General features: G+C 63.8%; 24 protein-coding genes and 1 pseudogene. 14 read left to right on the top strand and 11 right to left on the bottom strand.

Translation table 11 applies throughout. The features are described 5' to 3' along the window. Window positions 1-4: 4 nt before the first annotated feature. The 3 genes from FHT32_RS14325 (at window position 5) to FHT32_RS14315 (ending at window position 2,198) form a co-directional block, all read left to right on the top strand. Complete coding sequence (locus FHT32_RS14325) at window positions 5-808, top strand: 3',5'-cyclic-nucleotide phosphodiesterase (protein WP_176665279.1); 804 nt, start codon at window positions 5-7, stop codon at window positions 806-808. A 210-nt stretch (window positions 809-1,018) separates the two neighbouring features. Next, entirely contained in the window at window positions 1,019-1,528 is a 510-nt protein-coding gene (locus FHT32_RS14320) for a pilin (protein ID WP_176665278.1), read from the top strand. Between the two features lie 52 nt (window positions 1,529-1,580). Continuing rightward, the gene (locus tag FHT32_RS14315) at window positions 1,581-2,198 is read left to right on the top strand and encodes an isoprenylcysteine carboxylmethyltransferase family protein (protein WP_176665277.1); all 618 of its coding nucleotides are present in this window, start codon (window positions 1,581-1,583) and stop codon (window positions 2,196-2,198) included. Window positions 2,199-2,328: 130 nt separating this feature from the next. On the opposite strand, the gene FHT32_RS14310 is transcribed toward FHT32_RS14315, so the two are convergent. Beyond that, window positions 2,329-2,937 (bottom strand): hypothetical protein, encoded by a 609-nt coding sequence (locus tag FHT32_RS14310; RefSeq protein WP_218088220.1) that lies wholly within the window; start codon window positions 2,935-2,937, stop codon window positions 2,329-2,331. A gap of 391 nt (window positions 2,938-3,328) precedes the next feature. Between FHT32_RS14310 and FHT32_RS35405 the strand changes: the two genes are divergently transcribed. Beyond that, window positions 3,329-3,565, top strand: coding sequence for an EspF repeat-containing protein (locus tag FHT32_RS35405; RefSeq protein WP_371132185.1), 237 nt, complete (start codon window positions 3,329-3,331; stop codon window positions 3,563-3,565). Window positions 3,566-3,751: 186 nt separating this feature from the next. Here FHT32_RS35405 and FHT32_RS14305 read toward each other — a convergent pair. From FHT32_RS14305 to FHT32_RS14280, 6 genes and pseudogenes are all read right to left on the bottom strand, one after another. Then, window positions 3,752-6,895, bottom strand: a pseudogene (locus tag FHT32_RS14305) (PilC/PilY family type IV pilus protein); the annotation flags it as partial. 608 nt (window positions 6,896-7,503) lie between these two features. Continuing rightward, entirely contained in the window at window positions 7,504-8,088 is a 585-nt protein-coding gene (locus FHT32_RS14300) for a hypothetical protein (RefSeq protein ID WP_176665275.1), read from the bottom strand. A gap of 8 nt (window positions 8,089-8,096) precedes the next feature. Further along, the gene (locus tag FHT32_RS14295; RefSeq protein ID WP_176665274.1) at window positions 8,097-9,269 is read right to left on the bottom strand and encodes a PilW family protein; all 1,173 of its coding nucleotides are present in this window, start codon (window positions 9,267-9,269) and stop codon (window positions 8,097-8,099) included. Continuing rightward, entirely contained in the window at window positions 9,266-9,676 is a 411-nt protein-coding gene (gene pilV / locus FHT32_RS14290) for a type IV pilus modification protein PilV (RefSeq protein WP_176665273.1), read from the bottom strand. The genes FHT32_RS14295 and pilV (FHT32_RS14290) overlap by 4 nt, the downstream gene beginning before the upstream one ends. Next, the gene (locus tag FHT32_RS14285) at window positions 9,673-10,314 is read right to left on the bottom strand and encodes a Tfp pilus assembly protein FimT/FimU (RefSeq protein ID WP_176665272.1); all 642 of its coding nucleotides are present in this window, start codon (window positions 10,312-10,314) and stop codon (window positions 9,673-9,675) included. The genes pilV (FHT32_RS14290) and FHT32_RS14285 overlap by 4 nt, the downstream gene beginning before the upstream one ends. Beyond that, entirely contained in the window at window positions 10,299-10,802 is a 504-nt protein-coding gene (locus tag FHT32_RS14280; protein WP_176665271.1) for a type IV pilin protein, read from the bottom strand. The genes FHT32_RS14285 and FHT32_RS14280 overlap by 16 nt, the downstream gene beginning before the upstream one ends. Before the next feature lie 207 nt (window positions 10,803-11,009). Here FHT32_RS14280 and FHT32_RS14275 point away from each other — a divergent pair, with 207 nt between their 5' ends. The 7 genes from FHT32_RS14275 (at window position 11,010) to FHT32_RS14245 (ending at window position 20,743) form a co-directional block, all read left to right on the top strand. Then, window positions 11,010-12,668, top strand: a complete 1,659-nt coding sequence (locus FHT32_RS14275) for a Wzy polymerase domain-containing protein (RefSeq protein ID WP_176665270.1) — start codon at window positions 11,010-11,012, stop codon at window positions 12,666-12,668. A 119-nt stretch (window positions 12,669-12,787) separates the two neighbouring features. After that, a complete protein-coding gene (locus FHT32_RS14270; RefSeq protein WP_176665583.1) occupies window positions 12,788-13,363 on the top strand; it encodes a GspH/FimT family pseudopilin in 576 nt (191 codons plus the stop codon). A 12-nt stretch (window positions 13,364-13,375) separates the two neighbouring features. Beyond that, the gene (gene pilV, locus FHT32_RS14265; protein WP_176665269.1) at window positions 13,376-13,993 is read left to right on the top strand and encodes a type IV pilus modification protein PilV; all 618 of its coding nucleotides are present in this window, start codon (window positions 13,376-13,378) and stop codon (window positions 13,991-13,993) included. Next, window positions 13,990-15,000, top strand: a complete 1,011-nt coding sequence (locus FHT32_RS14260) for a PilW family protein (RefSeq protein ID WP_176665582.1) — start codon at window positions 13,990-13,992, stop codon at window positions 14,998-15,000. The genes pilV (FHT32_RS14265) and FHT32_RS14260 overlap by 4 nt, the downstream gene beginning before the upstream one ends. Next, window positions 14,997-15,629, top strand: coding sequence for a hypothetical protein (locus FHT32_RS14255; RefSeq protein WP_176665268.1), 633 nt, complete (start codon window positions 14,997-14,999; stop codon window positions 15,627-15,629). The genes FHT32_RS14260 and FHT32_RS14255 overlap by 4 nt, the downstream gene beginning before the upstream one ends. Window positions 15,630-15,632: 3 nt before the next feature. Continuing rightward, entirely contained in the window at window positions 15,633-20,267 is a 4,635-nt protein-coding gene (locus tag FHT32_RS14250; protein WP_176665267.1) for a pilus assembly protein, read from the top strand. After that, window positions 20,264-20,743: a type IV pilin protein gene (locus FHT32_RS14245; protein ID WP_176665266.1), complete on the top strand. Its 480-nt coding sequence runs from the start codon at window positions 20,264-20,266 to the stop codon at window positions 20,741-20,743. The genes FHT32_RS14250 and FHT32_RS14245 overlap by 4 nt, the downstream gene beginning before the upstream one ends. 24 nt (window positions 20,744-20,767) lie before the next feature. Here FHT32_RS14245 and moaC read toward each other — a convergent pair whose 3' ends face one another. After that, window positions 20,768-21,250: a cyclic pyranopterin monophosphate synthase MoaC gene (moaC, locus tag FHT32_RS14240; protein ID WP_176665265.1), complete on the bottom strand. Its 483-nt coding sequence runs from the start codon at window positions 21,248-21,250 to the stop codon at window positions 20,768-20,770. 54 nt (window positions 21,251-21,304) lie between these two features. On the opposite strand from moaC, the gene FHT32_RS14235 reads away from it, so the two are divergent. Continuing rightward, window positions 21,305-22,870 (top strand): M48 family metalloprotease, encoded by a 1,566-nt coding sequence (locus FHT32_RS14235; RefSeq protein ID WP_176665264.1) that lies wholly within the window; start codon window positions 21,305-21,307, stop codon window positions 22,868-22,870. A 16-nt stretch (window positions 22,871-22,886) separates the two neighbouring features. Here FHT32_RS14235 and FHT32_RS14230 read toward each other — a convergent pair whose 3' ends face one another. The 3 genes from FHT32_RS14230 to FHT32_RS14220 form a co-directional block, all read right to left on the bottom strand. Further along, window positions 22,887-23,240, bottom strand: coding sequence for a phage holin family protein (locus FHT32_RS14230; protein ID WP_019653843.1), 354 nt, complete (start codon window positions 23,238-23,240; stop codon window positions 22,887-22,889). Between the two features lie 94 nt (window positions 23,241-23,334). Then, window positions 23,335-23,799 (bottom strand): hypothetical protein, encoded by a 465-nt coding sequence (locus FHT32_RS14225; RefSeq protein ID WP_176665263.1) that lies wholly within the window; start codon window positions 23,797-23,799, stop codon window positions 23,335-23,337. A gap of 79 nt (window positions 23,800-23,878) precedes the next feature. Next, entirely contained in the window at window positions 23,879-24,628 is a 750-nt protein-coding gene (locus FHT32_RS14220) for a TerC family protein (protein WP_176665262.1), read from the bottom strand. Window positions 24,629-25,122: 494 nt separating this feature from the next. On the opposite strand from FHT32_RS14220, the gene FHT32_RS14215 reads away from it, so the two are divergent. Then, window positions 25,123-25,605 (top strand): DUF3717 domain-containing protein, encoded by a 483-nt coding sequence (locus FHT32_RS14215; protein ID WP_176665261.1) that lies wholly within the window; start codon window positions 25,123-25,125, stop codon window positions 25,603-25,605. Between the two features lie 2 nt (window positions 25,606-25,607). Then, window positions 25,608-25,913 (top strand): putative signal transducing protein, encoded by a 306-nt coding sequence (locus FHT32_RS14210; protein ID WP_176665260.1) that lies wholly within the window; start codon window positions 25,608-25,610, stop codon window positions 25,911-25,913. Window positions 25,914-25,961 lie beyond the last annotated feature (48 nt).

The raw sequence follows: 25,961 nt of genomic DNA, 5'->3' as shown, positions 1-25,961 counted from the left end.
CACAATGCAGGTTCGTGTGCTGGGTTGCTCGGGCGCCATCGCCAAAGACTGCCGCACCACCTCGTTCCTGGTCGACACGGACCTGCTCGTCGATGCGGGCACCGGTGTCGGAGACCTCACGCTCGATGAAATGGCCTGCATCGACGACGTCGTGCTCACGCACAGCCATCTCGATCACATTGCCGCGCTCCCCCTGATGCTCGACGCGATCGGCAGCCGCCGCACGCAGCCGCTGCGCGTGCACGCGCTGAGCGCCACCATCGACGCGCTGCGCACGCACGTGTTCAACAACGTCATCTGGCCGGACTTCGAGAGCATTCCCAGCCTGGAGGCGCCGTTCGTGAGCTTTCACGACATCGCCGTCGGCCAGCAACTGCCGCTGGGCAGCCGCGAGCCCAAGGTGGTCGAAGTGCTGCCCGCGTTCCACACCGTGCCAGCCTGCGGCTTCGCCGTGCGAAGGGCCGAGGGCGGCGCCCACTGGGTGTTCAGCGGAGACACCGAGCGCAACGCGCCCTTCTGGGAACGCGTGAACGAGCTCGACGTGGCAATGCTCGTGATCGAAACCGCATTCAGCAGCCGCGAGCAGGCGCTGGCCGAGCGCAGCCTGCACCTGTCGCCCGCGCTCCTGGCTGGCGAACTGGCCCACATCGCGCGGGGCAAGCAGTACCCGATCTACATCACCCACACCAAGCCTGCCGAAACCGACGAGATCATGAGCCAGATCGAAGCCCTGGTGGTCGAGCAGGTCGCAGGCATGGCGCAGCGGGACATTCGCTGGCTGAAGGTGGATGGCGTCCTGACTTTCTGACTGCCAGTCAGTGACGCGTGGCATGACAAATTTGTCACCAGGTGTCGCATCTTGAGGCAAGTTGTGTCACATGGTGTAACGGGAAAGTGGCTTCAAGTGACGTGTTCGGTCGGTGGAAGGGCCTGAAGACGGGTGGCACGGATGCTGCGGAAGGTACCTCGCTCCGGGCAGGTTCCCGGGCGTAACAACCAACCTACCTGGAGTTAGTGAATGAACCGTCGTTCCATCGCACGTTCCGTGCAAAAGGGTTTCACCCTTATTGAATTGATGATCGTTGTGGCGATCATTGGTATCTTGGCCGCTATTGCGATTCCGCAGTACCAAACCTACATCGCCAAGTCTCAAGTGGCCCGCGCCATGGGAGAAACCGGTGCACTGAAGACAGCTTACGAGGACTGCCTGAACAATGGAAAGACAGCCATTGGCGCCTGCGACCTCGGCGCCACTAGCTCGGGCATCTTGAGCCTGTCGGCACCCCTGACTTCTACCGCTGGCACCGCTCTCGCTGCGTCCACGAATACCGCCGCTCTGACCACTAACGGCACCATTGCTGCTTCCTTCGCGGGCCAAGCGGCCGCAATTCTGAAAGCAACGCCTTTCACGATCACCTGGACCCGTACTGATGCAGGCAGCTGGACCTGCGGTACGACGGCAGACGCAAAGTATGCGCCGGCAGGTTGCCCGAACACCCCCGCTGCAGGTGGCGGCGGCGGAGGCTAATTGATTGGGGTTTGATATTAAAAGAGCGGTCTTCGGACCGCTTTTTTTTGATATGTCCAAGAAACTTCTGATAGTCATTGCAACTAAATTCGTTGTAACGATTGCGCTGTCCGCTTTTGTTTATCGAATATTGCTCACCATCGAAAACTCTCGCACTCTATTGCCAACACTGATCCTGCTATTAATCGGAGAAGTGGTTACTATCGGCATAGTTATTTTCTCCAAGCCATCAACAACAACTTCCACAGATGTAATATCCATCATCAGTACGGGGGTTGCGACGTTCTATTTTTTGTTCGTATCACTAAGCTCTGGAGTAAAAATTGCGCCGTTGATGCTTACAGAAACAATGCAGGTTTTGGGGATAGGGTGGCAGATCGTCTCCAAAATTTATCTGGGCCGATCATTTGGTCTTCTGCCGGCAGATCGCGGCATCGTCACTAGCGGTCCATACCGAATAGTCAGACATCCTATCTATTTGGGATACTTTCTCAACCACCTAGGTTTTTTGCTTTCCACATTTAGTTGGTGGAATTTTTTCACATACGCAGCGTTGTATTTTTTTCAGGCAATCAGGATTTTTCGGGAGGAGCAGCTTTTAATGAAAAACCCTGAATACGCCGCATACGCAAAGAAAGTTAAATATCGAGTGATTTTTGGGCTAATTTAAATTAAAATCGCTCGGCGACGTCCCGATTCGGTCGTGATTGGAGGTAGCGTTGTGTTGCTCTTGCCAATTTGAGTTTATGTATATGTAGGGCGCCCTCCAATTAGCTTGACTCCAAGTCAAGACTCCCAACTCAGTATTGGTAGTTGTAAGTCGTGCTGATGCTATTGCTATTCGAATCCGAAGCGCTGGCGCTGCCCGACCCGCTGATGCCCGCAGAGACATGCATGGCAGACATCGCACCTGCCGCGATCTGAGCCTGCTGTACCGCGTTCTGCATGCGGGCGGTGTACTCGCTGATCATCTGCGCGTAGGCGATGTTGGTCCGGGTGTTCATGTCGGTGAAGCGCGACTGCATCTCGGCGTCGGCCACCACCGCATTCGACTTCGCGCGCCAGCCCTCGACCTGCACCTGGTAGACCTGCGTGCCGTACTGCACCTCACGCAGGCTCGCGTCGATGCGCGCCTTGAAGGCATTCACATCGGCCAGGAACTTCGATACCTTTGTGCGCGCGGCTCCCATCTTGATCTGTGCGCCCTTGACCTTGATTTCCGCCTTGTTCGTCACCGCCTGCACCGTGGCGGCGTAGGCGCGGGACTGCGACTCCAGCACGCCGGCCTTGGCCGCCTCGCCCTTCGCGCGCGCCTCATAGGCGTCGAACTGCGACTTGATCGTGTCGGCGCGCACCGATGCGCCTTGCATGAGGGCCTTGTAGACCTCGACGTTCGACTGCACGGCCATCGGAATCTGCTCACCGAGGGCCCGATCAGGTTCGCCTCACTGGCAGCGAGGTGTGGGTAGCCAACATCACGTGCCTGCCGACTGATCGGTGACGGACGCATAGTCGCGCAAGATCGTGGGCCGGTTGACCACGACAGCTTGCATGCTGGGCAGGTCGCGCGCTGGCGGTGGCGCCCAAGGGCCAGCAAACGGAAGAGGCACTGGTGCATCTGACGATTACCAGGGGTCGCATGGTTGGTCGGTCGGCGGACATCTGCGGCCAGGAGTGACCGCTCTTGTCCCTGAAATTGAAAACGCCCGATGAGGTCCATCGGGCGTTTCTGACCGGCTTGAGCACTCCGGCTATCGTCCCCTCAGAGAGGCGAGAGAGGATCGGTCAGGCCAAGCATCAATCAATCGTCGGCACTTCCCGCCAATTCAACAATCGCAGCCCCGTCCCCTTCCCGAAGTCGATCGGCGGTTGGTTCACTTCACCTCTCACATTGCCCGCGATGCCCTGCATGCGGCCGTTGTTGTTGATGATCTGCATGTCCGTGATCGCACTGGTGTAGCCGACATAGGCGGCTCCCGTCGTCAGCGCTGTCGTACCGGATCCATAGTTGACCGCATAGATCCGGCTCTGGCCTGAAGGGCTGCAGGCGTCGCCGGTCGTCATCAGGCTGGAGAACACGACGACGCCGTTGAACGACGTGGCGCCGAGCGTCACGCGCCAGGTGGTTCCCGACGTCGCGTCCTTGCCCAGGTCGAGATACCAGCCCAGGCTCGTTCCCAAATTGAACGCCGTGGTGCCCGTGAGGTTGTCCTCGGTCAGGGCGGCCAGGTCGTTGCGCGTGATCGCAGCAGTTCTGCCGCTGTCGAAGCCTGTCGCTGTGCCGTCGATGATGGCGTAGAACGACTGGCCCGCCTTCGAATTGATGTCCACGGTGTCGAGCAATTGGCCGGTGCCGAAGAGCACGTAGCGCTTCTTGCTCTTTGGGTCGATCTCCACCAGCGGCTGCGTCGTGATCGGCTGCGCGCCGCTGGCATCGGCCAGGGTGGCCAGCTTCAAGGGGGCGGGGTAGGCCGCAGTGCTGCCCTTCGCCGCGGTCACGTCGAAGCGCCAGAGTTGCCCGTTCAGGTCGCCCGCATACAAAGCGTCGGCGGTACCGTCCGTGAAGTCGGTGATGTAGGCGGTCAGCTGTGCCAAGCCTGCCGACGAGCTGCCGGTCTGCACTTTCTCCAGCAGTGCGCCGGTCTTCGGGTTCACGAAGTACACATAGCCGAATCCATCGCTGTTGTTGTAGCCCGAGGTGAAGACCACGACCCAACCGTACTTCTTGGTCTTCAGCACCACCGGCGTGCCGAAGCTGTAGCCCAGCGTGTTGCCCACGCCGCTGGTTGCGCTGGAGAACTCCCAGAGAACCTTGGTCTTGATGGTGTCCTCGCTCGTCATGCTCGCCGGATCGGTGATGTCGATGGCATAGAAGCCTTTGCCACCCTTGCCGAGCCCGCCGATCAGCACGGTACGCCAATCCGAGTTGTTGCCCGTCGCCGTCGTGGTGAAGACGCCGCCAGCGGTATTGAAGTCGATATCGAACGACTTGGGCGACGCGTCTACGTAGTAGTGATGCTGGTAGTCCGGGTTGCCGAGTTGCTGCAGGCCGTCGAGCGTGGGCGTGGCCGGGCTGCTGGGACCCGAGAACAGCATGCTCGGCACGTAGGCGAACAACTCGTTGCCCGCTCCTGTTCCGGTCAGTGCGCCGTTGAAAGCATGCAGCATGCCGTCGTTGGCGCCTGCATAGACGATGGTCGGGCGCGAGGCGTAGTCCGTCTTGAACTTTGCATAGCCCGGGTTGACCGTGTTCGAGAACTGGCTCGAAGGCGGACCGACAGGCGTGACCTTCGCATTCACGATGTCGCCGAGCAGCAAGGCGCGACGGCGATAGGGCTTGGTGTCGTCAGTGGTCGTCTTTTCCTTGCTGCGGTCGCCGCGCAGGTAGTTGAGGAAGTCGCCGCTGTCGTCGCCTGTCGCCCAGGGGGTATCGAGAGCAGTGGATTGCGCTGCTGTCAGGTTGGCCTTGCGGAAGGGCACGCCCGCGGTGCCGTTCCAGGTGAGCACCCGGCGCGCGGTATCCCAGCCGGTACCAGACAGCTGGTTTTCCAGCGTGCTCGACGTGTTCCACTTCTCGGTGAGTGTCGGCACATTATTTGGAAACGTGAGTTGGCTGCCGGACAGCACGCCGGTCCACCCGTTCGAGTCGTACTGCGAAGAGTAGGAAGCTGCACCTGCGGCCGACACTTGCGGGCTTGACAGCGAGAACGACGTAGTGAACGACTTGATCGCGTTCGCGATGCTCGCGAAGGCCTTGGTCAAGCCGTCGACCATCGAGTCGGGCCGGCCGGCCGTGAAGTAGTTGTCCGGCCTCGGCTGGGTGGTGCCGCCGTTGCGGGTATCGGTAAGCATATCGCCGCTTGTCGCCCACCAGGTTTGCGGAATGGCATCGTTGAACGTATATGGATCGAACGTGCTCTGCATGTTGGTGGGTATCTTGAGGCCACCGAACTTTGCGGCTAGGTAGAACTGGTTGTTCGCCTGGAAAGCCTGTTCGAGCACGTCGACCCAATAGGTCTGAACCGTCTGCTTGCCGATGGTGTTCGCCTTGTTCGGATCGTCGGGGCGAATGTCCTTGGTGTTCGCGTCGTAGGCAAGGCCTGCCATGAGTGCCGAGTTGTTGCTGCAGCAATTGTTCGAGACGTTGGTGCGGGTGCCCAGATCGCCCGTCATCCCCTGCAACTGGCCGACCTTGGTCGTCGCTGTCACTGCATTGACTGTCTTGTCGGACGTAACCAATGCAGGCATCGTCGGCTCATTGGCGGTGTTCGTATTGCCGGGAACGTTCTTGTCAGCGTGGGTATAGATGTCGCCGATACCCAAAACGAAGTTGCGCTGGCACGAGTATTGGATGGGGTCATCCCAATTGGTGATGACCGGGAAGCCGTCAAGCCGTTTCGCCGTGGTGTTGGTGTCGGTGGTGTTCAGGTTGCTCCACTCCGGCACGTTGCCCAGGTTGCGGTAGTAGCGCAGCGCGGCGTAGTAGAGCTCGCTTACGGGGTCGTTCGATTTGTAGGTACCCGGAATGATCTGGCCGAACTTGTTGAGGTAGTTGATCACTCCGCTGTCCGCAATGGTCACGCCATTGGCCGAGGTCGCACTCGCGTCGGTCGCATCAGGGTTGCGAATGAAAACGCCAGTGGTCTCGTCCCATTCCTTGTTGGCGTTCGCAGTATCGGGAAGCCCCGGCACCGGCTGCATCGGACCCACGAATTTCTGGCGGGCGCGCATCACGCCGCCATCGCGGCCGTTGCCATCCTCGTTCAGATAGCCGAAGGCGCTGAAGCGCATACGCCGCGCGTACTGCTGGATCAGGCCCTCGGGCTTCCAGTTGTTCCCGTATTGCACGCAGTTGCTCTCGACGCCGCCGGGTGCGTTGGGGTTGCAAACCCTGTTGCGCATCGTGTAGTCATTGGTGACCGCGCCGCCAATGTCGCTGGTGAAGGTGCTGAAGTCCTTGTCCTTGGGCTTCTTCCACAGGAACTGCATCACCGCGCCGCCACCGTTCTCGTAGTACTCGATCTTCACGTCGAAGCTCTGGCCGGCAACAAGGGCAACCGTGACGTCGTAGTTGGTCGGGCCCTGATCGATCCACTTATCGATGACCAGCAGACCTGAAATCCACAGGCGTACGCCGTCGTCTGCCCGTACCCGGAACGTATAGGTGCCTGTCGAAGGGGCAACGAACGTACCCGTGAATCGGGCCGCGAAATTGTCTGCGCCGACGCCTGACACGGGTGCACCGCTACCCCAGTCATGGTCGACCGTGTCTTGTGCCACTGTGGTGGTCGGCGTGCCGGTCAGCGTCTTGTTGGCATTGTTGAAGTACTCGCCTTTCAGCGACGCGCCGGATGCGGTGATGCGCATCGCATACTTGCGGCCGTTGACCGAGATGCCGAGGCTGGTCGCGGTGCTGAACGGCGTGGCGCCTGCGATCTCGCTCGCTGGAAGGTTGCGGTCGTCGAACAGGCCCTGACCAGAGTGGTAACCCTTTTCCAGGATGGTGTCGGTGGTCGTATCCACCACGCGCCTGCCGCCGGTCATTGCCCAGCGGAACGGGTCGATGGTTGCAGTGGCGGCCCAGTTCAGGAAGTTGCCGCTCCACTTCGTGCCGTCGCACTTGCGGTTGCTCCCCACGGCGGTCGGGTCGAAGAAGCTCTTGTCGCCCGTGTTGGTTTCGTTGGACGTGGTGTCCACCACGTACGAATAGCACTTGTTGGGATCGAAGTAACCCAGGAAGGTGCTGGCGCTGGAGTAGGCGGCGGTGTGCGCGGTGCGCGAGGCCGTCGGCCATTCCACGGACAGCGTGAGCGCCAGGTTGCCTGGAACGTTCGAGGTGGCGAAGACCGGCTGGTCGGCGAGGCTGGCCGCGTCTGCCGGCGTGTGAATGCCCAGGAGTGCGCCGGCGAGCGCAATCGCGCCGGCCACGCGCGTGGCGAATATCGAGATGTTGTTCATGGTTCTTTCGCGATGCGTTATTCGGGCTTCGTGAAGGAGGACTGCAGAAAGACCTGCGTGTCGCGAGGACCGTCAACGCGCACGCTCAATCGATACACCAGTGCCTTGGGCGGAGGTGGGCGTCCCGACTCCTGGACACTGCCACCGCGTACGTCGGTGGTGGCAGGCGCGTAGACGCAGGTGCTCTTGCTTGCAGCGCCGGAGGTGTTGCACAGGCGGTCGATGAGGTAGCGGATCTTCACAAAGTCCGAAGTCCGTTCGATGGTGTCGGACGCCTTCGCGTTGTAGAGGTCGTCCTTCAGGAGCGCAAGCGGAATGCCGCGGTCGTTGGAGTCGAGCCTGACCGCGCTGTAGTTCGACGCCTTCGCGTCGTTGTAGTCGGCGCCAACGGCAGACAAGGCGCCAGTGTTGAACAATGCCAGGGCCTTGACCCCAGCCTGCTCCCCCTGGTTGACGAGGTCGCGCTTGAAAGCCAGGTTGCCGGCACTGGAGAGGGTCGTGTTCATCGAGCGCATCACGGCAACGCCGCCCGCAAGCAGGATGACGAGGACGATCAGGCAGATCAGCAACACCACGCCGCGCTCGCGGCGCTGGCTGCGCAAGGTAGTAATCATGATTTGGGCAGCAACAGGATGTTGCGCAGGGGAATGGTGAATTCGACGACGCGATAGCGGTAGCGGCGGTCGTCACCGGTCAACGTGACGGCGTCGCGCTGCAGGCCCGTATCGCTGAACATCGCGGGAATGGTCGATGAGACAACATCGCGCTCGAGCGTGGCGCTGCGCAGGATGAGGCCCACGCGCACGGCCACCACCTGCCTGCTGAGGTTGCCGTCCTTCATCATGGTCTTGACGTCGAAGCCCGTGGCATCGGGCGCTTTCCACGTATCGATGATGCCGTCCTTGTTGGTGTCCAGCCCGTAGACCGCGTGCAGCTCCATGACGCCGTCGGCCAGGGTCTGGGTGGTGTCGGTGCCGTCGCTGCGCAACAGGTCGTAGCTGACCAGCGTGTTGTTCGGGCCGATGCCGAAGAGCTGGAACTGCACGTTGTTGGCGGTATTGCTGCCCAAAGGCGTGAAATACGCGGTGCCGCTGGCAGCAAGCGACGCCAGAGTCGTGCCCACTCCTGCCGTGTAGTACTTGCCGTTGAGCGTGACGAGTTCGTTGTTCGCGCTGTCCGCAAAGGTCGGGTCGACCTGCTCGAGCAGGCAGTCGGTGCTGCCGACCTGGCTGACCAGCGCGATGTCGTTCGCCTTCAGCTGAACCGTGTTGTCCAGGCGAATGATCTTCGGGTCGGTACCCGCGGAGATGATCGGACGGGGCACGTCACCGGCCGCCGCATTGCCGCCCATCATCATCAGCACGTCGGACTTGCCGTCCGAGGACTGGCCCTTGCCGATCAGCAGCGGCGCGATGCGCAGGTCCGCGACCCCTGCCGCGTCGGTCAGGAACTTCTCGAACGGCACTGGAAAGACCGTGGTGCGCGGCAGGATTGCCGTGTTGTTCTGCTTGGCCTGCAGCTTGCACCCGAAGACGCCCAGATCCCAGGACTGGGTGAAGCCGGAACCGGCGCTGCGACCGGCTCGATCAAGCAGATAGGCGGCGTACGAACCCGACTGGTTGATGTCGTTGACCGACGTCGTAGTGCGCTTGGTCGATTCGCCGAAGATCACGGCGCTCGTGATCGCCAGTGTCACCACCAGCGCAATGACCATGGCGACCAGAAGCTCGATAAGGGTGAGGCCGCGCTCGCGCGCGACACGTCGGACTTTCCGAATGCTCATTGGGGCAGCTCCACATGGGTCGTGAGCTTGCTGCTCGTGCTGCTCGACGGGGCTTGCCAGGTGATGGTTACGTCGGCGGCTTTACCAGTGCCGACGGGTGTGACCGTTCCCACTCCACTCGGCAGGCCACCTGTCGTGGGGGTACTGACACGCGTCTTCCAGGCAGCCAAGGTGGCAGCAGGCACGGTGGTCGACTGGTTGAGCCACATCAGCGCAACCACTTCGTTCGCGAGCAGCGCCGCGCGATTGCGGTCCTCGGCATCCACCGAGAAGCTGACTGCGCGTGCCTGCAGGCCGATCAGGCCCAGCAGGCCAAGCGAAAAGAGCAGCACGGCCACAAGAACTTCGAGCAGTGCGACGCCCGCCTGAACGCGGTGCGGATGAGTTGTTTCCCGAGGCTTTTTCATGGCGAGGCACAGCCGTCGGGCTGGGTGGCTGAAAGGGTTCTGGCCGGGTCGCACATGCGGACCTGTCCGCCCACTGCAACGGTGACGCGAAGTGGCCGGTCGCCTGTCTTGGTGTCGCTCATCGCGATGTCGTACTGGGCGGCCTCGGCCCTGCACTTTGCGCCGGTGGGTCCTGGCGTATCGTTAAGCACGAGGCGGCCGATCGAGCTGAAGCAGAGCGCCGTTGGGGTGTTCGATGACGTCTTGGGGCCTGTGATCGCCACGTTCGAGCCGACCTCCAGCAGGATTCCCGCTTCGACAAATGTTGCGGTCGCATCCGAGTCTGCCGGCACCACTGTGCTGATGGCCCAGTTGCTGCCGTTGGCTTTGGTTGTGTAGGTTTTTGTGGTGGGGCTGTTGTCGGTCAAGGAGAAAACCACTTGCCGATTGCGCCGGGTGGCTTCAGTCTGCGCCTGCCGCAGGGCGTTCTGCAGCGAATCGCTGACTGTCCGGATCTTGTTGTTGCGCACCCAGCCGAGCATGGACGGGGTGGCGAGCGCGGCGAGCAGCGCCATGATCGCCACCACCACGATCATCTCGACCAGTGTGAAGCCCTCCGGCCGGGCCGGAGAACGGCGGCCGATCATGACGAGGGGCATGCTTGCCCCTTCTTGACGATCCAGGCGCTGGTGCAGCTTGTAGTCCAACCCGACCAGGCGGTAGGCATGCCCGTCGTAGCTCGAACGTTCTGTTCAGTGATGGTGTAGACGGCGCCGTTGGCTGGCCCGCTTCCTGTCGCAACGAGCGTGAACGTCGTATCGGTCGGCACGATGGTTGCGCAGCTGATCACGAAGTTTCCAAACGTGCGCTGGCTGGCGGTTACTCCAGCGTCGCAAGGCGGCATGATGGTGGCGCTGACCTTCTTATATGTGCGGTTGTCCTGAAAGTACCTCTCCATGTTCGCCTGCATGGTCGCCAGCCCATTTGTGGCATCCACCACGTACCCACGCCGCACGTAGTCCTGGTAGCTCGGAATGGCGATGGCCGCGAGCACGCCGATGATCACCACCGTGATCATGATTTCGATCAGCGTGAAGCCATAAGCCCGTGAACTGCCGATCCGGCCGCGAGCAGGTTGCTGTTTCATCAGAAAACGCCTTTCACCCCCGGTCGGCAGAGCCGGAAACGGGCAAGAAACAATTGAACATATTTGTTAAATGGTGTCTTTAAATGTTTACAGTTGCAAAGCCTCTCATCTCCCGCCAATGACCATTCGTCGGCAAGTCGGCTCGGCACAATGGGGCGAATGACGTCTGCGCGGCACCCTCTCGCTTTGGCCGGCCCGTTTACAAAGATGCTTGGCTTCATTCGGGTGGCGCTCGTCGCGTTGACTTTTGTTTGCCCTTTGGTGGGCGGCCCATCTGTCAGCGTCTGGCAGTTGCTTGTGTCCTGGGGTTGTCTGGCAGGGCTGTTGCTGACCGGGCCCGTCGGCTCGCCCGCGCCACGGGTTTGGCTGTGGCTGGGCCTGGGAGGCTTGCTTGTAGCGCTCTCCGGCTGGAGCGGCCTGTCGGCATGGGGGCCGGCATTTATCGCAATTGCCGGAATCGCCGCGGCCGCGAGCGTGGGCAGCGCACCGGCGCGCGACTTGGGAGGCGCGTCGCGGTTCTTGGCCAAGGGCGTGCTTGCCGCCGGGCTCGTCAGCGCGGTTCTAGGCCTGCTGCAGTACTACGGACTTGCCGAACCCCTCGTCCCCTGGACGACTTCCCCCGCGTTGGGACAGGCCTACGGCAATCTCCGCCAGCGAAATCAGTTCGCGACCCTGATCAGCATGGCCTGGTGCGCCGCCCTTTGGCTCTACGCGACCAACGAGGCATTGCGCGTTCGGCGCGGTCTGATGGCTGCGGCCGTGCTCTTGCTGATTGCCGCAGCCGCGTCGACTTCGCGCACGGGCCTTTTGCAACTGCTGTCGATCACCGGTGTGGCCGCCTTCATCGCAGTGCGGGAAAGGCGAAACGCACATAAAGGCAGCGTTGTCTTCCATCGCCTGCCGGATCCGAAGTGGCTGCTCGCAACCCTCCCGCTGTACTTCGCCATCGCTTGGCTCCTCCCCCAACTGGCCACCGGCGGCGAAGGCACCGTCGAAAGCATGCTCCAACGCCTCCACACCGGCGCCCCCCAGGACCACAGCCGCCTGATCCTGTGGCGCAACGTGCTCACGCTGATCGCCCAGCACCCCTGGACTGGCTGGGGATGGGGCGAGCTCAGCTTCGCGCACTACAGCACCCGGTACGACGGCCCCCGGTTCGTCGAGATCCTCGACAACGCCCACAACCTCCCGCTGCACCTGGCGGTGGAACTGGGCATTCCCGCCGCCGTGCTGATCTGCGGCGGCTTCCTCTGGATGGTGCTTGCCGCGCGGCCCTGGCGGGAGCGGGACCCTGCGCGCCTGATGGCCTGGGGCATGCTGGGTGCGATCGTGCTGCACAGCCTGCTCGAGTACCCGCTCTGGTATGGCCCGTTCCAGCTGGTGTTCGGGCTGTGCCTCGGCATTCTTTGGCCGGGCGGGGGCCGCGTTGCGGTCCGGCCGGCGCTGTCATCGCTGGCGGCGGGCGTCATGCTGGTGGTCGTGGGGCTCGCCGGCTGGGACTACGTCCGCGTCAGCCAGATCTACCTGCCACCCAGCGAACGGCTCCCGGCGTACAGGGAAGACACGCTCGCCAAGGTGCGGGAAACGTGGCTGTTCGCGCGCCAGGCCGAGTTCGCGCAGCTGACGCTGACCACCGTGACGCCCGTGAATGCCGCCGAGATGCATTCGCTCGCGCAGCGCGTGATTCATTTCTCGCCGGAGCCGCGCGTCATCGTGAAGCTGATCGAAAGCGCCGAACTGCTGGGCCGCGAAAGTGAAGCCCAGGCGCAGGCGCAGGCGGAGCGCTTCAGCGACGCCTTTCCGCAGGAGTTCGCGCGCTGGCTGAAAGAGGCCGACCGGGATCCACAGTTGGCGGCGCCGCAATAGACGCAGCGCAGGCGTCGAGCGGTCGCGTGCGGGTGACAAACGGCAAATTAGTACTTTCAAACTCATTTAGCATCGAAGGACACATATAGACACAAAGCTTGCAAGGGAGGATTTCAACCATGCCGGGGAAGCGCAAGGCGTTTCGTTGCAGTGGCTTCACGCTCGTCGAGATCGTCGTCGTCATTGCGATCATGGGGATCCTTCTGGCGTTGGCTGCGCCGAGCTTCGTGGCGATGCAGAAGAACTCGGCTGCCGCGACGCTCGGCAACGAATTCACAATGGCAGTCGGCTTCGCGCGCTCCGAGGCCATCGCGAAGAACAAGTGCGTCACTGTCTGCGTACCCAGGGACATCACCGCCGCCGACCCGGTCTGCGCCAGCACCGGCACCGAGTGGAGCGGCGGGTGGATCGTGTTCTCCAACCCCAAGTGCGACAGCGTCGCCACCGACGACACGGCGCAGCTGCTGAAGTTCTACATCGGCAAGAGCGGCGGCCCCACGCTGACCGCGCCCACCGGCAAGGTCGCGACGCTGCGCTTCGATGCGCGCGGCCGCTCGAGTCTTGCCGGGCAGCAGGCGCTGAGCCTCGCGTCTGCAGGGGATTCCGCCACCAAGGTCGTGTGCCTGGACATGATGGGCCGGGCCCGCGTCGGCAACGTCGGCGGCATCAGCTGCGACGACAGCAACCAGAACTGAGGCGGAGGGCGAATGACGTATCGCGCTCGGCAATCGGGTGTGGCGCTGATCGAGGCGCTGGTGGCTCTGCTGATCTTTTCGCTCGGACTGATCGCCGTCGCAGGCCTCGTCGCTGCCGCGGTGAGGTACCAGACCGGCAATGAAGCCAGGCTGAATGTCCCGGCCCTCATCAACGACCTGTCCGAGAGGATCCGCGTCAACGCGCCCGGAGCGAACGGATATTCGGGTGTCGTCGCAGGCGTCGGCGTGGAGGGCAAGGGCTACCAGCTGACCGACACCTATTCGGAGCAGGTCGCCGAGGTGCTCTCCGCGCCAGCGAAGGACTGCGGCAGCGCCGCCTGCACACCGGCGCAGTTGGCCGACTTCGACCTTGCGCGCTGGAAGAACATCCTGCGCACCGCGTTGCCGGGAGGCGCGGGCTACATCACGGGGGATGTCCAGGCCGGGTTCGATGTCAGCGTCATGTGGTTCGACAAGAGCGCGGTCGACGAAAGCGGCGACGCCGTGACGCAGGCCAGCTGCACCAACAAGCCTGAAGACCTGCAGAAGGCGTCTGCGCGTTTCTGCTGTCCCGACAAGGCAAAGGCACCGGCCGGCGTGCGCTGCTACACCGCGAGAGTTCTTCCATGAAGGCGAAGACGCGTGCCTGCAGGTCGCGAGGCCTCACGCTGGTGGAACTGCTGGTGGCGATCGTGATCGGGCTGCTGCTCGTCGCCGCGGCGAGCTACCTGCTCATCTCGACGACGCGGGTTGCGAGGGGCGTGGACGCCAGCGCCCAGCAGCAGGAAGCCGCGAGCATCGTGCTGGACATCATCGGCCGCGACCTGAAGAACGCGGGCTTCTATCCGGCCAGCTTCCCTGGCTCGCTCGAATCCTCCAGGTTCCATGGCGGCTATTCGAACGTGGTGTCGAGTTCGGCCTCGGCGTTCGACCAGGGAATCTTCGGATGCAACTCGGGGCTGTTCGACGTGGAGAAGGGTACTTGCCCTGCAGCCAAGGAAGGAGAGCCCGATTCGCTCGTCGTCAACTACTTCTCTGCCGACAACTTCGAGACCGAAGGTGTCGGCACCAGAAAGGACTGCCTGCGCCAGGACGTGGAGCTCGCCGAATTCGGTGGAACCAAGTACAACGAAGCTCGCGCCGGCAGCGGTGCAAAGGGCACAGGCACCGTCGCGCTGCCGCTGTTCATCAGCAATGTCTACGGGCTGGGCGCCAACTACACCTACAAGGAGGACGGCCGGTCCGTCACGACGCGAAGCTTCCGTTGCGCCGGCAACGGACCGAACACCAAGCCCCACCAGCCCATCGTTGCCGGCGTCACCCAGCTGAGGTTCCGCTACGGCGTCTCCGAGGCCAATACGCTCGAAGCGCCCGCGCGTTTCTTCACGGCGACGGAAGTCAACGGTCTTTCAGTCGCCACCATCAACGGGGAGAGCAAGACGGGGTGGCAGCGCGTCGTCGCCGTCCAGGTGTGCGTGGTGACCAAGACGCTCGACGCCTCCGCGAGGCAGACGTCCGGCGGCAGCTATGTGGACTGCGACGGCACCTCCGTCTCGTTCACGAATTCCGATCGCGCCGTCTACAAGCAGCAGACCCGCATCTTCGGCGTGCGCAACAACCTCACGAGGACATTTTGAAGACCCCGCGCCACCCTGCCGCCGAGCGCGGACTCGCCATGGTCGTCGTGCTGGCCTTCATCCTGATCCTGTCGGGCGTCGCCGCCTTCGCCGTGCGGCGCGTGATGTTCGGCGAGCACGTCGCGCGCAACGTGCTCGACATGGAAGTCGCCAGGCAGGCTGCCGAGGCCGCCCTGCGCGATGCGGAGCGGGACATCGCCCTGACCGCCGACGTGGCGGACGCGACCTGCGCGCGTGGCGACGACCGCCCGATCAAGTCGGCTTACGGCGAGCCCAACTTCGGCACCGACTGCCCGCGCGGCCAGTGCCGCTTCGGCGACCAGAGCCCCGCGAGCTATTACGCAGCCAGCAACTCCAAGTCCAAGACCAATCCCGAGCCCTGGTGGCCGGCGGATCTGGGTGGTGTCGGCTGGAAGGCGTCCCCGCCCTCGAGCTGCACTTTCACCGGCGGAGTGCCGCTCGGCACCTTCACCGGTACGCCGCGCGTCCAGGGCGTGTCGCGCCAGCCCGAGTACCTCATCGAGTACATGCAGCGCGGCGACGACATCTATTTCAGGAATACCGCGCGCGGCTGGGGCCTCGACCCGAACACCGAAGTCGTGCTGCAGAGCTACTTCAAGCGAAGCTGACAAATGAAATCACCGATCCCCAAGCTTGCGGCGATCTTGGCGCTGGCAGGCGCTGCCGCTTCCAATGCCCAGATCCAGGCGATTCCGCCCAATGTGAATCCGGACCCGAACCTGCCGATGGTGGTGCTGAACGTGTCGAAGGACTACAGCATGTTCAGCCGCGCCTACACCGACTACGAAGACCTGAACTTCGACGGCAGCATCGACTATTTCTTCCTGCCCTATTTCAAGTACTACGGCTACTTCGATCCGACGAAATGCTACAGCTATGGCGGCACCGGAGCAGCCGGCAATTTCATTCCGGCGAAATTGGCCGAAAAGGTGACCGTGGCCGGAGACCCGGCGGGTTCGCCGAGGTACTACTGCGCCGAAGCGGGTGCCAGATCATCCAGCCTCTGGAGCGGCAATTTCCTGAATTGGGCCACCATGTCCCGCATGGACGTGCTTCGCAAGATTCTTTACGGCGGATTGCGCTCCACCGACGAAGCCGGGTCTTCGCAGAATCCTGGAAAAACCGTGCTCGAAATGGCCTTCGTCCCGCGCAACAGCCAGGCCTACGCCAAGTACTACAACGGCCCCGACCTGATTCGCCTCACGCCGTTTTCATACGCCACGGGGCTCACGCTGTGCCGCCGTCACGAGAATCCGACCAACGCCGAAGAATCGCAGATATCGAAGTTGAACCCGGTGATTCGTGCCGCCGAAGGCAACTACGTTCTGTGGAACATGACGGAAGTCCGCAGCTGCAACTGGTTGAACGAGGGAAAATACGATTGGCAGGATTCGACCGTCGCATTCATGACCGCGAATTATGTGGGTGCTGGTGGCGCATCGGCGCACCAAGGCAAAAATCCGGCGAAGGCCAATGAATACATGGCCCGAGTGGAGGTCTGCCGAAAAGATCTGATCGGGGAAGAGCGTTGCAAGCAATATCCGAATTCAAATCTGAAGCCCATCGGCCTGCTGAATGAATTCGGCGAAAGCAGCAATTACGGCCAGAGCCCGGCCAAGGCCGAATTCGCGATGTTCCTCGGTTCCTTCGACACCAATCTCGATGGCGGCGTGCTTCGAAAGAACATGTCCGAGATCAACGACGAGATCGATGCGCAGACCGGGGTGTTCAAGGTTTTTGCCAACGCCAATGACCGCGGCATCATCTATTCGCTGAATCGGCTGAGGCCGTTCGGGTACAACCCCTCAACCGGGATTTACTCGACGACCTGCACCTCCGACAGGATCGAGAATGGGAAGTGCCCATCATGGGGCAATCCCATCGGCGAAATTCTCCTGGAGGGGCTGCGTTACTACGCCCACCCCCCCGAAACAAAGGCGCTCTACAGCGGCGGAGAGAACGACAGCACGCTCGGTCTGCCGTCTCCCTCCTGGATCGATCCGCTCAAGGCCAATCCGGCCTACCCGAATTCGCAGAAATCTCGTGAGTCGCTCTATGGCAAGAACATCTGCCGCCCGCTCAACATGGTCACCGTCTCCAGCGGCGTGGGAACCTTCGATGGAGACAAGATGGGCGCCTTCAACGACAGCGCTTCAGGCATCGGCGCACCGCGAAGCGCCGCCTATTACACGGACCTGATCGGCAACTCCGAGCATGAGGGCATTTCGGGCACGACCCGCCTGGCGGGCTCCAACGGCACGGACGTCAACGGCATCTGCACCGGCAAGCTCATCGGCGACCTGAGCCTCGTGGCGGGCCTGTGCCCCGAGGCGCCGAACATGCAGGGCACCTATCTTGGCGCGGGCGCCGCCTACTACGCGCATGTGAACCGCATCCGCCCCGAACTCACCGTGCCTTCGGACGCCAATTCCAACGTGCTGAAAGTGCGGCAGTACGCGGTGACGATGTCGGGTGGGTCGGCGTCCATCCGCATTCCGGTCCCGGGGGGCAATCCGGGCAGCTACGTCTTCGTCACACCTGCCAGCATCGATTGGAATGGCACCAAGCCTCTGCCTGGCAACATGGTGGACTTCAAGGTCCTGAGGCGCGCGGCCAACGGCGAATCGGGAACCTTTCTCGTGCTCTGGCAGCACCAGGCGCTGGGTGAAGACCAGGACCAGGACATGCTCGGCTCCATCCGCTACGAGACCGATGCGAGCACCACCCCGCCCACGCTGCGCATCTTCACGCAGACCCTGGAATCGAACACCGGCAACGCCAGGCCCTTCGCCTTCGGCTACACGGTGGTGGGTAGCGACAAGGACGGGAGCCACTTCCACAGCGGCATCAACAGCTACGTCTCCGCGGAGTCGACCGCAACCTACGCCCGGTCGAGCGTGCAGAGCGCGCCCGTGGAGACGGAAGACAAGTGCTATCTGATGGCCGACGGAACCAAGCCGGACCCATGGGACTACAGAAAGGCACCGCGCCTGTGCGTGAAGATCGGCAACGACTTCGTGAAAGGCGAGACCCGGCTCGACTACAAGATGCTCGGCTCGAACGACGTAGTGATCCAGGACCCGCTCTGGTACGTCGCCAAGTACGGCGGCTTCAAGGACTCCGAGAAGAATCCGACCAGGTTCCCCGACGCCGCTTCCAAGTGGGACGTCAAGCGTGCCGACGGCGCCGCCTGCGGGGCCGCGGGCCAGCCCAGCTGCAGCGACGGCATTCCGGACAACTACTTCCTCGCGCGGCGCCCGGACCTGCTCGAGGAATCGCTGCGGCAGGTCTTCGCGGACATCACCGGCAACTCGAACTCCGCCCCGGCCGTGTCGCGGCCCGACCTGCGCGCCGGCGACTACAAGTACGTCGCGAACTTCTCGGCCTCCGACCTGCACGGCGAGCTGCTGGCGTACCGGCTGGACTCGGCAGGCAATTTCGCAAGCACGCCCTCCGCGAGGGGGCAGGTCAACCTCACGAACGCGACGACGCGCCAGATCATCACGAACCTCGGAACCACCGGGGTGCCGTTCACCCATGAAGACCTGAACGTCGCCGCGGGCGCGGCGTACCTGGCCGGCCTCGGTGCATCGACGAGCGTGCAGCAGGACGTCATCGGCTACCTGCGCGGCACCCGCACCAGGGAGAAACTGTACGGCGGCACCTTCCGCGACCGGAATTCGGATTCGATCATGGGCGGCGTGGTCAACTCCAACCCCTGGTTGCAGGACCGGCCCGCGGCCAACTTCTTCGGCTCCGCGTTCGCGGGCTACGGCATCTTCAAGACCGCACAGAAGTCGCGCAACAAGCTGGTCTGGGTGGGCGCCGCCGACGGCATGCTCCACGCCTTCACCGCCGATACGCTGATGCCGGTGATGTCCTATGTGCCGCAGGCGCTCTCCTCGCGCCTCAAGGAGTTGCCGGACGCCGCCATCACCGAGCTGCGCGCCTATGCGGACGGGTCGCCCTTCACCGCGGACGTGAAGACTTCCGCGCAGACCAATCCGTGGAGGACCTACCTTTTCTCCAGCCTCGGGCGCGGTGCGAAGGCGATCTTCGCGCTCGACGTGACATCGCCCGCGGCGCTGACCGAAGCCAATGCCGCCAGCGTCTACAAGTGGCAGTTCACCGCCGCGGACGATGCCGATCTCGGCTACGTGATCTCCGACGGTGGGGTGCATCCGGCAAGCAACCAGGCCGCGCAGGTCGCCAAAATGGCCAACGGCAAGTTCGCCGTGCTCTTCGGCAATGGCGTGTCGAGCACTTCGGGCAAGACCGTGCTCTACATCCTTTTCATCGACGGGCCGAGCTCCGCCGGCAGGTGGACCGACAACACCCACTACAAGCGCATCGAAGTCGGCACGGCTGGCGGCGGCGGGCTGATGCAGCCCACCTGGCTCGATACTAACGACGACGGCATCGCCGACGCGATCTATGCGGGCGACCTCAAGGGCAACATGTGGAAGTTCGACGTCTCCAGCACCGATGTGACGGCCTGGGCGGAGGCCTACGGCAAGCCGCTGTACTCGGCGCTCGACGGCTCGAACAACAAGCTCCCGATCACGACCGCGCCGGTGCTGCGCTTTCATCCCCACGGTGGCCAGGTCGTGGTGTTCGGTACCGGGCAGTCGATCTTTTCCGGCGATTTTCCCGACGCGGTACGGAAGCACCGCGTCTTCGGAATCTGGGACAAGCCGGGCTATGCCGATGCCCCCGGCACCATTCCCTCGGGGGTCACCGATCTCCAGCAGCGCACATGGAGCCTCGACACGGAGAAGGCCGAGGCGATCGTCCAGAGCGCCACCGGTGCCGTCGACTGGAACAGAAAGAAGGGCTGGTATGTGAATATTCCAGAGTCGCTGGCTTCGGGCATGGTGCTGAGCAACCCGAAGGCCATGGGCAAGGACGTCAACATTCCCATCGTCTACAAGAAAGCGACGACGGGCGTCGTGTGCACCGACACCGCAGCGGGAGCGGACGTGCAGGTGAACGGTGTCGCTGGCGTCTCCACGACGCCGAATCTCTTCGGCATTGCCGGCGCCGCGGGAGAGGTGATCGGTATCGTCGGCCTCGACCAGCGCTTCGCCATTCCCGAGGACTCGACCGCCCGCTGCACCGCGGGCCTCTCCTGTGCCCGGATCGTCGGGCCGAACTCGGACGTCACGATGAAGAAGAACACCACCCAGGCGCGAATCTTCTGGCGCGAGATCCCCGGCCTGAAGACAACCGTGGAGAAGCACCGATGAGCGCGGCGCGCAAACATGCGGGAGGCTTCACGCTGGTCGAAGTGATGATCACGGTGGCCATCATCGCGATCCTCAGCGCCATCGCCTACCCGAGCTACAAGGAGCACATCGCCAAGGGCAAGCGCGCCCAGGTGAAGGCTTCGCTGGCCCAGGCCCAGCAGTGGCTGGAGCGGCACTACAGCGAGAACTACAGCTACGCGAAGACGGCGGGCGGAACGGACATCAACGCGGACGACGGCATCTTCAAGACGCAGTTCGGTACTTCACCGTTGCCGGGCGAAGGGGCCGCCAACTACACCATCGCGCTGACGCCCAACGAGGCGGGCACCGGCTACAGCATGAAAGCAACCCGCACGGGCTCGATGAGCGGCGACCGTTGCGGCGACTATGTCGTCAACCATGCGGGACGGAAATCGGTCGAGAACTACACGGGCTTCGACGCGGCGCTGGCGGCTGCAAGCGCCTGCTGGAACTGAACCGAGGTCACGTCGAAAGGCGGGCTACCCGGCCACCCAGCTGCCGGACTTCCCCCCGTGCTTCTCCAGCACATGCACGTCGGTGATCCGCATGCCGCGGTCCACCGCCTTGCACATGTCGTAGATCGTCAGCAGCGCGACCTGCACGGCGGTCAGCGCCTCCATCTCCACGCCCGTCGGCCCCACGGTCTCGACGGTCGCCGTACAGGCCACCTGCGGCGCGCTTCCCGCATCGGCCAGCGCGAAGGCCACCGCCACGCGGGTCAGGGCCAGCGGGTGGCACAGCGGAATCAGGTCGCTGGTCTTCTTCGCCGCCTGGATGCCCGCGATGCGCGCGATGCCCAGCACGTCGCCCTTCTTCGCGGTGCCGGACTCGATCAGCGCGAGCGTGGCCGCCTGCATCTCGATGCGGCCCGTGGCGACGGCCACGCGATGGGTTGCGGGCTTGGCGGCGACGTCGACCATGTGGGCCTGGCCCTGGGCGTCGAAATGGGTGAGGGTGCTCATGGGTGAACGATCGGGTTGGAGGTGCATCATACGAGCCCGAGCCACAGACGAGGAATGCCGCGCTTGACTCCACATCCCCACTCCAGAAGCCAGCCGAAGCCCGCCCTGCGAGCCCTGTGTGCTAGCGTTTTGATAGCTTCCCAGGTGCTGCTGCCGGTGCCCGCGCTGGCGCAGATCCAGCAGGTGCTCCCCGGCATGGGCGACGGCGGCGAGATGACCGCCAGCGCCGAGCGCCACTTGGGCGACCAGATCGCCCGCGAGCTGTACCGCGACACCGACTACATCGACGACCCGGTGATCGCCGCCTACGTGCAGGACATCTGGCAGCGCCTGCTGGTCGCCGCCCGCGCGCGCGGCGAGCTCACGCCCGAGCTCGACGAGCGCTTCGCCTGGACGATCCTGCTGGGCCGCGACCGCAACATCAACGCCTTCGCGCTGCCGGGCGGCTATCTCGGGCTCAACCTCGGGCTGGTGGCCGTGGTCGGCAGCCGCGACGAGCTGGCCACGGTGCTCGGGCACGAGCTCTCGCATGTCACGCAGCGCCACATCTCGCGCATCATGACCAAGCAGGGCAGGCAGATGCCGCTGATGATCGCCGGCCTGATCCTCGGGATGATCGCCGCCGGCAAGAGCCGCAACGGCGACGCCGGCCAGGCCATGATCATGGGCAGCCAGGCGATGTTCGCGCAGAACCAGCTGAACTTCTCGCGCGACATGGAGCGCGAGGCCGACCGCATCGGCTTCGGCGTGATGACGCAGGCCGGCTTCGCGCCGCAGGGCGCGGCGACAATGTTCGAGAAGCTGCAGTACGCCTCGCGCCTCAACGACAACGGCTCCTACCCCTACCTGCGCAGCCACCCGCTGACCACCGAGCGCATCTCCGACATGCAGGGCCGCTTCCAATTCAACATGGACACGGTGCCGCCGCAGCCGCTGGCCATGGACCACGCCATGATCGCCGCGCGCGCCCGCGTGCTGACGCGCCCCGGCGTCGACGTGCTGCGGCTGTGGGTCGACTCCGCCTCCAGCGGCGAATTCGCGAAGAGCTCCCCGGCCCAGCAGGCCGGCACGCTGTACGCGGCGGCGCTATCGGCGAAGGAGATGCGCAACTACAAGGCGGCGCGCGCCCTGGTCGAGCGGCTGGTCGCGCGCACGGCGGACGACCCTGCCGCGGCGAAGCAGGCGCGCTGGCTGAACGCGGAGATCGAGCTCGCCGCCGGAGGGGCGCCCAAGGCGGCCGCGCTGCTCGATGCCAGCTCGAAGGAGCGGCCCGAGATGCTGCTCGCCGCCGAGGCCGCCACCGCGATGCGCCAGCCCGCGCCGATGATTCCCGTGCTGCGCGACTGGGTGGCCGCCAACCCGCGCGATGCGACCGTGTGGCGCGCGCTCGGCAATCTCTACGGCGCGCAGAACGACACGCTGCGCGCGGTGCGCGCCGACGCCGAGGCGAACGTGGCGATCCTCGACTACCCGGCGGCGCGCGACCGGTTCAAGGCGGCGCAGGAGCTCATCCGCCAGTCGAAGGTGGTCGACCACTACGAGGCGTCGATCATCGACACCCGGGCGCGGGCGGTGGAGGTGCTGGTGAAGGAGCAGGCGGCGGAGCCGCCGCTCAAGTAGCCGCTGGCGGGCGCGCTCAGCGCCTGGAGAGCAGCCCGCCCAGCGCGGACTCGATCAGCAGCCCCAGCAGCGAATACAGCAGCGAGCCGATCAGCGCGGCCAGGAAGCCGTTCACGTGGAAGCCGCCCAGAAGCCCCGAGGCGGCCCAGAACAGCAGCGCGTTGATGATGAAGAGGAAGAGCCCGAGGGTGACGATGGTGACGGGCAAAGTCAGTATCACCAGCACCGGCCGCACGACCATGTTGAGCAGGCCGATCACCGCGGCCGCGATGAGCGCGGAGCCGAAGCTGTTGACCTGGACGCCGCTGTAGAGATAGGCGACCGCCAGCAGCGCCACGGCGCTGAGCAGCCATTTGAGGATGATGCGCATGGCGGCAGGATACCCGAGGGCCCGCAAAAGACAACGAGCCCCGGCACCTTTCGGCGCCGGGGCTCGCATGGAGTCGGGCTTTCTTCCTGCGGCCTTATTCGGCCAGTTCGTTCGCCAGAACGAGCAGTGCGCCCATGCCCATCACGGCACCGGGAAAGGCCCAGCCCGACTGTTGGGGCGGCGTCTGGTCCGGCGCCACCGGCTCCAGGTCGACACCGACCTTCGGGCGGCGCGCATCGACCACGTGAGTGGCCGAATGCTCGCGCTTGAGCTGCGCGGTGAGCTCTGCCAGCGGACCCTTGGCCAGAACAGGCGTCACCTGCCCGCCGTTGCGCTCCAGCAGCGGCGTCATCTGCGCCTGCACCTTGCTGAACCACTTGGCGCGCCAGTTCTCGCGCGCGCTGTGGCTCACCCATTTGCTGATGCGATGCGTCATGCGCGGAGCGCAGGCCACGAGCACCCAATGGCGCGCCACGACGCTGTTCGCGTCCGGCGCCAGTTCGGCGAACTGCTCGCAGGCGTAGGTGGCGTCGTCGACGTAAAGAATGATCTTTTCCATGGCGTGCTCCTTCAGGTAGTTAGAGTGACAGAGACAGTGTTGGTCGGGAAGTTCGTGGCTGGGCAATGACTCGCGGCGCTCAGCCGGTCGTCACCGCCGGTTCCTCGTGCTTGCTGCGGGCATGGCGCGCGGCCACCCACTTGCCGACCGCCAGCACCAGCAGCGCACCGATGACGCCGGCTGCGTACTTGACCACGTCGGTCTGCGGCACCTTCGGCACCCAGGTCCAGGCGGCGGTGTTCGCCAGAGCGGGGTCGGACACGGCCATCGTGCCGGCGATCCAGCCCAGCAGCATGCCGCCGGCGGTGATGATCATCGGGAAGCGGTCCATCAGCTTGATGACCAGCTGGCTGCCCCAGACGATGATCGGGATGCTCACGAGCAGGCCGAAGATCACGAGCGGCATCTGGTGGCTGTCGCCGGCGCCTTGTGCGGCGCCCGCGATGGCGATCACGTTGTCGACGCTCATCACGAGGTCGGCCACGATCACGGTCTTGACCGCGCCCCACAGCTTGTCGCTGCCGGTGATGTTGCCGTGGCCGTCGTCATGCTCGGGGGCCAGCAGCTTCACGCCGATCCACAGCAGCAGGATCGCGCCCACCAGCTTCAGGAACGGAATGGCCAGCAGGGTCAGCGCGAAGAAGATCAGGATCACACGCAGCGCGATGGCGCCGGCGGTACCCCACAGGATGCCCTGGGTGCGCTGGGCAGGCGGGAGCTTGCGGCAGGCCAGCGCGATCACCACGGCGTTGTCGCCGCCGAGCAGGATGTCGATCATGATGATCTGACCGACCGCGACCCAGAACTCCGGGGTCATGAACATTTCCATAAATTTCCTCTTTGTCTTCGCGCCCCTGCCTCTCCCTGTGGGGACGACGACGGAAGGCGCATGGCTATGCGTTTCGATTCATCCTGTGCGGGTGAGCCGAAAGCGAGGAATGAAGTCCGGGTGACACCGGGAGCTTGCGAACGCTTCGACCAAACCTGCACAGGTTCAAATCGAAGGTCTTGCTCGACAGCGCGCGCGCAAGAAAACGCACGCACGTTGCCCGACAGGCCGGAAGTGTTTTGCTTCGTATTGACGACCTGACGATTCGCGCCGCCGTGGACGACAGCGCTCGGGAGCTACTCCCCTTCGTGCGCGGATTAGAGCATCGATGCGCTCGGCGGCGCAATCGAAAGTTTTCAGAAATTTAAAGAGAACCGCTTCGGAATGCGCATGGATAAAAGGCGCGATGCTCTCGTTTTCATAGCGACGATGTCCCTTCGTCGCTTCGGGACATTGCCGGACTATGATCGCCGTCCGCTGTTTTTTCACGCTCCATGGCCGCCATACACATCACCGACATAGAGGCCGCCATCAACTACTGGCGCGAGAAGACGCCGTCGCCCGACGGCGTCACGCTGGGCCCCGAATTGCGGGCGCTGGCCGAGGTCTACGCGCTCATGGTCTTCCACCACGAGGACGAAGTCGACGAGGTCGGCTTCCCGCCCAAGGCCTGGGCCGCCTGGATGGCCTGGTACGACAGCACGCCCGACACCCCCTGCATCGCGATCTGCTCCACCAGCCAGGGCGACGACGAATGCAAGGGCTGCGGCCGCAGCTTCGACGAAGTGCAGTTCTGGCCCGGCATGTCGCCCGTCGAGAAGCGCGCCACATGGCGGCGCATCACGATGGAGGATTCCGCCTGGCGCTTCAACCGCTATGCCGAGCGCGCACGCGAGGCCGAGCGCGACGCACCGTCAACGCCGTCGGCCGACGAGCCCGAGTTCGATCCCGACGACGAGAAGAACTGGGCCCCCTGACCATGCGCCGCCTCGCGCAAGCGCCCAACCTCGCGATCGCGACCGTGTGGGCGCACGCCCTGCGCGAGGAGGGCGTGGCGGCTTCCGTGCAGCGCGAGTTCCTCGGCGCGGTGATGGGCCAGCTGCCGCCCGACCAGTGCCTGCCCGAGATCTGGATCGACGACGAGACCCAGTTCGAGCTTGCGAAGCGCCTCTTGCACGAGCTGCAGCACCGCCCGCAGCGCAGCTGGCGCTGCGCGTGCGGCGAGCAGGTCGAGGGCGGTTTCGAGCAGTGCTGGCAATGCGGCCAGATGATGCCGGCCGTCTAGAAACAACGAACATGGCTCCTTCGCGAAACACCGCGGAACCGGCTTTGC

The sequence above is a fragment of the Variovorax sp. SG517 genome (assembly GCF_013376045.1).
Lineage (GTDB): Bacteria > Pseudomonadota > Gammaproteobacteria > Burkholderiales > Burkholderiaceae_C > Variovorax.
Note: the sequence above shows the minus strand (reverse complement) of the source record. Positions and strands in the feature narration are given on the sequence as shown.